The sequence below is a fragment of the Pedobacter sp. 01T416_2 genome, from assembly GCF_056398925.1.
The window spans coordinates 1-5578 of sequence record NZ_JBFTQI010000384.1; the positions used below are offsets into that span (position 1 = coordinate 1).

Here is a 5578-nt window from a genome sequence, read left to right on the forward strand (position 1 = left end):
TAACGGTCTGATCTTTTAATGCCCTGTTCAATCTGTAAAGCTTTATCCTTAAAAGGGTTTCTGCCTTTCCAGCTGGCGATAAACTGCGCCTGTAAGATCTTCATATATTCTTTTTGCGCCTCTTCGGCGTATACCTGCATATCATAATTCAATGTGGTATAAATTTTCAAACCATCACGGTCTAAATCGTAAGGTGTGCCATCAGGTTTGGTAATCGACTGCTCCTGAAAAATGTTTTTAATATCATTCTTCAGTACCGAACGGAAATATGGTGCAATCCCATCGTTAACTGTTGCCGCATTAAAATGCAGGTTTAAAGGTTTTTCTTTTTGCTCGTCAAATTCTTGCTGGGTTAAGAGCTCCGATTTAACCATCATGGCCATTACGGTATTTCTGCGGTCTCTTGATCGTTCGGGGTGACGGGTTGGCGAGTACATGGTTATCCCTTTTTGCATCCCTACAAGCGTTGCAGCCTCTGTTAAAGTAAGTTTATCAGGGGTAGTGTTAAAATAAACCCTGGCAGCCGATTTTATGCCATAAGCCTGGTTACCAAAATCAACCGTGTTTAAATACATGGTAATAATTTCTTCCTTGGTATAGTTGCGTTCCAATTTAACGGCAACAATCCACTCTTTAAACTTGGTTAACACCAGCGAGAAAAAATTCAGGTTCGATTCTCTAGGGAAAAGATTTTTTGCCAATTGCTGTGTAATGGTACTTGCACCTTGTTTTTTACCGATTAAATTATAACCGATAATGGTGAAGGTACGTTTGAAATCTATGCCCGAGTGTTCTTTAAAGCGGGTATCTTCCGTCGCGATCAGCCCGTTGATTACATTTTCCGAAATATCTTTATAAGTAACATTCGATCTGTTTTGAACAAAATAGGTGCCTAATGGCCGGCCATCCTCGGCAATAATTTCTGAAGCCTGGTTGCTTTTTGGATGTTCGATATCCCTGAAAGAAGGTAGCGCACCAAAAAGGCCCAAGCCTACCATCGAAATGAAAATAGCAAACAGGGCAATTCCCCCGATTAGTATTTTCCAGATGATTAAACTATATCTTTTTGTTTCTTGTGCAGAAAGGGACTTGTTCATTTTGTGTTGTTATTTTCCAATCACCTCCAGAATAGAAGATTTGGATGCAAATTTATTAATTTTTTATAGAATAGGTTTTTCTCCGCCAGCTTAAACCATATTACTTTATTTGTAATTGTCTTTTAAAAACTCCAGGTACTCGTTAATGCGCGATCGGTCTGTTAGCTTTTCGAAGTTTTCTTTGCTGATGATAAAGCCTTTATATAAGTTAGCTGGAACTTTCATAATGTTCTTTAACTGGCCTGTAATGCTTGATTCGTAAATTTTGGCGTCTTCAAGATCGATAAAACTCGTAATGTAAATCAGCTGATCATTATCTAACTCTACCAATTTATGTTCCAAATCATTATCGGGGTAATTACCACGGTTAAACTGGCCTATTCCGAAACGCGATGAACTTAAGGTTAAAGTTGCGTCGGCAACATCGATCACATAATAATACTCTTCTGATTTAGCTGCACTAAAAATGCTGACCGGTTTGTTAGGATCGGCCRGTTTAATCTCAACAGGTTTAGATACAGTGGTAGGGTCTGCTGTTTTTACAGTGGCATTATCAGTTACTAAGGGTTTTGTTGGAACGGCAATTGGTGTAGCCTGACTTACAAAACGTGGCGCATTTGGATCAAAATCGATAAGGGCAAGCGGCCGTTGTTTAAACTCTTCCAAATTTGCCTCAATATATTTTAAATGATCGCGGACCAATGGGGTAATAATTTTATCGTTTGGATAAAGCGTGGTAATCAAATTAAATTCAGTAAGCAGCGCATCAACCTTAGCGGTGCGGCCGACAGCAATTGCTTTTAGATAGGCATACTGTGGTGCTAAATCATTGTTAGGGAAAGCCGTAATGTTATCATCCGCCTGTTTTACTACCCCTGGATAATCTTTTTTCGCATAAGCATCAAAGGCTACATTGTAGTTGTTAATGGCAATGTTTTCCATTTCAGTTTGTTTGGCCGAGTATGATGGATCTAAGATATTCTTTGCAAAATTAGATTCAGGGAACTTAGTGAGCACCAATTGTTTATACTGATCTGATTTTACTTCATCAACACCCTTGTAATTTAGATGTAAACTGTAGTAAATGGCAACTAAGTGGTTATTGTCCGGATATCTTTTAATTAGTTCCAGGTAAATCTTATTTGCTTCCGCTTTGTCGTTTAGCTCTTGTTGATAGAAGCTGGCGATTTCGAAATAAGCATCAATGATTTTTTGATCGGAGGTAGCCAATAATGCGGGAGTGGTTGGCAAACCATCCAAAAACTGTTTTTCTAATGTGGTTTGGTCTGCAGCTGTTTGATTCGTTTCTCCATTTGCAGGCGTTATTCCTGTGGCTACATTTCCTCCTGCCAAAACCTGATTGGTTTCCTGGGCTGATGAACGGATGCTTTGTCGCCAGTTATCTTCCAGCTGTCTGTTGCCCCAGCGTTTTTTGAAATCGCCAAAACCATTGCTTATTGCAGCATTGTTATTAAAGTAAAAGGTGTTCCCCGCAGTATTATTCGAAGCATTTAACGATCGATTTGGGAATTCAGGATCATTTAAATATTGATTGCTGATTACCCCTCCAGTATTGCTCACCTCAACTTTAGGTGTTAAATAAGCTTTAACCTTAGCCTCGCGCTCGCCTGCAGGAAGTTTGGCAATAGCCTGGGCGGTATGTTCTTTGGCAATAATGGTATACCTATCAGTTAAATATTTCAGGTTATCGGCCTTTTTAACAATGTTGTCGTAGTCAGGAAAGTTTTTAGGTAAAATCATCACCGTACTATCGTAATACAGTTTTGCTTTAATGTAGTTGTTAAACGCTTTAAAATTTAAGTCGGCAATTCTTAAATAGGACAAGGCCTTTTGAGTTTGGTTTCTGGTGCTTTTTGCAACTGATTTGTGGTAATTTTCTTCGGCTTTTACAAAGTTTCCTTCTGCAGAAAAGAGCTCTCCAACCTGATAATAAATCTGATCGGTATAATCGAAATTCTTATCATCTTTTAACAAAGCAAGCAGCTGTTCTTCCTTATTCAGTTTTACGCCACTGAGCAATGCCCTTAGTTTAATGCGGTTTAAATTGGCATGAAAATACATCTCGAACGGTGCGTTGCTTTTTTCAACCTTAGTGAAATTGGCATAAGCATCCTGAAGATTTTTCTCTTTCTCCTGCAATTGGGCAAGGATAAAGCGCCAGCGTATACGCAGCTGTTTTTCTGCCGGAAGCGTAATTGCCGATTCTAAAAAAAGAATAGCTTCTTTATTGCGTTTTTGATAAATACGCATTTGAGCGGCAGTGGCTAAAGGTTCTGCCAGATCTTTCTTCAGCTCGTCAGAGGCACGCAACATGGTGTCAATAATTTTATCGGCAAGCACCATATTGTTCAATTGCATTTGGCTACGCGCTTTCCAGTTCATCGCCATAATGAATGTTTTTAAATCGTTATTATAGGTTTTTGCTGTATAATCGAAATATTCTGATGCGATAAAATAATTGCCTTTTAAATAATTTGCTTTACCCAAAAGCATATAGGCATCATCAATATAATTACTGAAACTTTTATCGTTTATAACGGTTTGTCCTTTTGTAATTACTTCATCAAGCTGTTTATTGGCTATTCCTGGTGTGAGTACCAGATTTACCTGCGGCTCTGGATCGAGGTAAACGGGTAGGGTTTTCTCATAATTATCGGCGTAACTTTGTAATAGGCTCTCATTGTACTCGGTTAGTAAAACATTGGAGTTGTAGATATAGTTATACCTTGCCGTTAAGTTTTGAAACCTGCGATCTACTGCTGTATCTTTATTTGCGACACAGCCATAAATAAGGAGGACACTTATAAGGATGAAGAAGGGATTTAAGTTTTTGTTAGCGTAATTTTTCAAGTATGATAAATCTCTTAGGTGGATATACAATAAACAATATATGTAGAAAAATATTTTATTTGGTAACAAATTTTAATTATTCAAAGTTAATTTAATTATTGCATTAAAAAATGGAAAATCCGAAAGAAGAAGATACAAAGAAAAAGGTAAATGCGGCCGCCAAATATTCGGCCATTGGCTTCCAGATGATTGCTACCATTGGCCTGCTTACTTTTATTGGCTATAAGATTGATGAGTACAGAAACAGCAAAACTAATTTAATTACTGCTGCTTTTGCTTTGGCAGGGGTGGGGATTGCATTATACCAGGCCATTAGGCAGGCCACTAAATAATTGCTAAATGGCTGTATTGTTAGATTGTTGAACGAGATGAGCCCAACAATGAAGCAATTTAACAATCCAGCAATAGAACAATTTACCTCAGTTAACCGATTAATCAATTTAAACAGTTAACCAACCTTCATAATAATTATCTCCCACACTACTTACTTGATACTAAAAACCTTACCTTTGCAAAAGTTTTTATCTGCTAAGAAATTATACATTGACTCTAGCCAAATTTACCAGTATCTATTTCATTTTCGTAGGCCTTTTAATAGGTGTAATTGCCGTTTTACCTGTCGTATTTCCTGATAAACAATTGTTTGTAAATAACTTTTGGGTGATGTTTGGCTTTTTGGCCGGCATCACTTACGTGGCTTATATGCTTGTGGATATCGGTATAAAACGTGATCCGGAAGTAGGTATAATGGCTATTATGGGATCAATTGCGGTGAAGATGATTTTTTGTATGGCTTTTGTGTTGATTTACAGTATAAAAGCGAAGGGGATTGGGCTAATATTTCTGCTTAATTTTTTTTCTTTATATTTATTGTTTACGGCCTTTGAAATTTACTGTTTGTTACGTAACTTGCGCCACCAAAATTTAAAGTAAAAAACTGCCAATAAATGGATTGTAACCAAGTTTTTGTGTCGAAAGTTAAAAGACTAATTGTTGTTTTTACGCTTTTAATCGCGTTTTTATCTATCAAAATTGATACTTTCGCTCAGGTTGATAGCGCTGTTGTTCCTGTTGATAGTGTTGTAGCCGGATCTGCCGAAGCAGTTTCTGGTGAGCATGGCGCTGCTAAGCATGGTGAAGAAAAATTCGAGCCAACTAAGGTAATTATGGAACACATTGCCGATTCGCATATGTGGCATCTTTGGGGGCATACTTCATTGCCTCTCCCTGTAATTTTGTACACTAGTAACGGGCTGGAGGTTTTCTCTTCTGGTAACTTCCATCATGGAGAACATGATTATAATGGTAAATACAATAACTATCGCTTAGAGGAAGATCATGTAAAGGTAGTTGGTGCTGATGGAAAGGTCGATGAAGAAGCTAGTAAGTCTGTTTTAGATTTCTCAATTACTAAAAACGTTGCCGCGATGTTCGTGGCGATTTTGATTATTTTAATTGTATTCATTTCAGTCGCTAGGACGTATAAAAAACGCGTTGGTAAGGCGCCAAAAGGTTTACAGTCTTTAATCGAACCGATCATTGTTTTTGTAAGGGATGATATTGCTAAGCCAAACATCGGTCATAAGTATGCTAAATTTATGCCTTACCTG

General features: G+C 37.7%; 5 protein-coding genes. 3 read left to right on the forward strand and 2 right to left on the reverse strand.

Features of this window, described 5'->3' with window-relative positions; all coding sequences use genetic code 11:
• The coding region (locus AC1DPQ_RS16105; RefSeq protein WP_477610232.1) for a transglycosylase domain-containing protein at positions 1–1097 on the reverse strand (1097 nt) is incomplete at its 3' end.
• 105 nt (positions 1098–1202) lie between these two features.
• Positions 1203–3968, reverse strand: coding sequence for a type IX secretion system periplasmic lipoprotein PorW/SprE (gene porW / locus AC1DPQ_RS16110; RefSeq protein ID WP_477610234.1), 2766 nt, complete (start codon positions 3966–3968; stop codon positions 1203–1205).
• Positions 3969–4078: 110 nt separating this feature from the next.
• Between porW and AC1DPQ_RS16115 the strand changes: the two genes are divergently transcribed.
• The 3 genes from AC1DPQ_RS16115 to AC1DPQ_RS16125 all read left to right on the forward strand — a co-directional run.
• On the forward strand, positions 4079–4300 hold the full coding sequence (locus AC1DPQ_RS16115; RefSeq protein WP_477581484.1) for an AtpZ/AtpI family protein: 222 nt from the start codon (positions 4079–4081) through the stop codon (positions 4298–4300).
• 211 nt (positions 4301–4511) lie between these two features.
• On the forward strand, positions 4512–4901 hold the full coding sequence (locus tag AC1DPQ_RS16120; RefSeq protein ID WP_477610236.1) for a hypothetical protein: 390 nt from the start codon (positions 4512–4514) through the stop codon (positions 4899–4901).
• Positions 4902–4915: 14 nt separating this feature from the next.
• The coding region (locus AC1DPQ_RS16125; RefSeq protein WP_477610238.1) for a F0F1 ATP synthase subunit A at positions 4916–5578 on the forward strand (663 nt) is incomplete at its 3' end.

Coding starts and splice junctions, on each gene's coding strand:
- AC1DPQ_RS16115 (WP_477581484.1), top strand. CDS start 4,079: ATGGAAAATCCGAAAGAAGAAGATACAAAGAAAAAGGTAAATGCGGCC.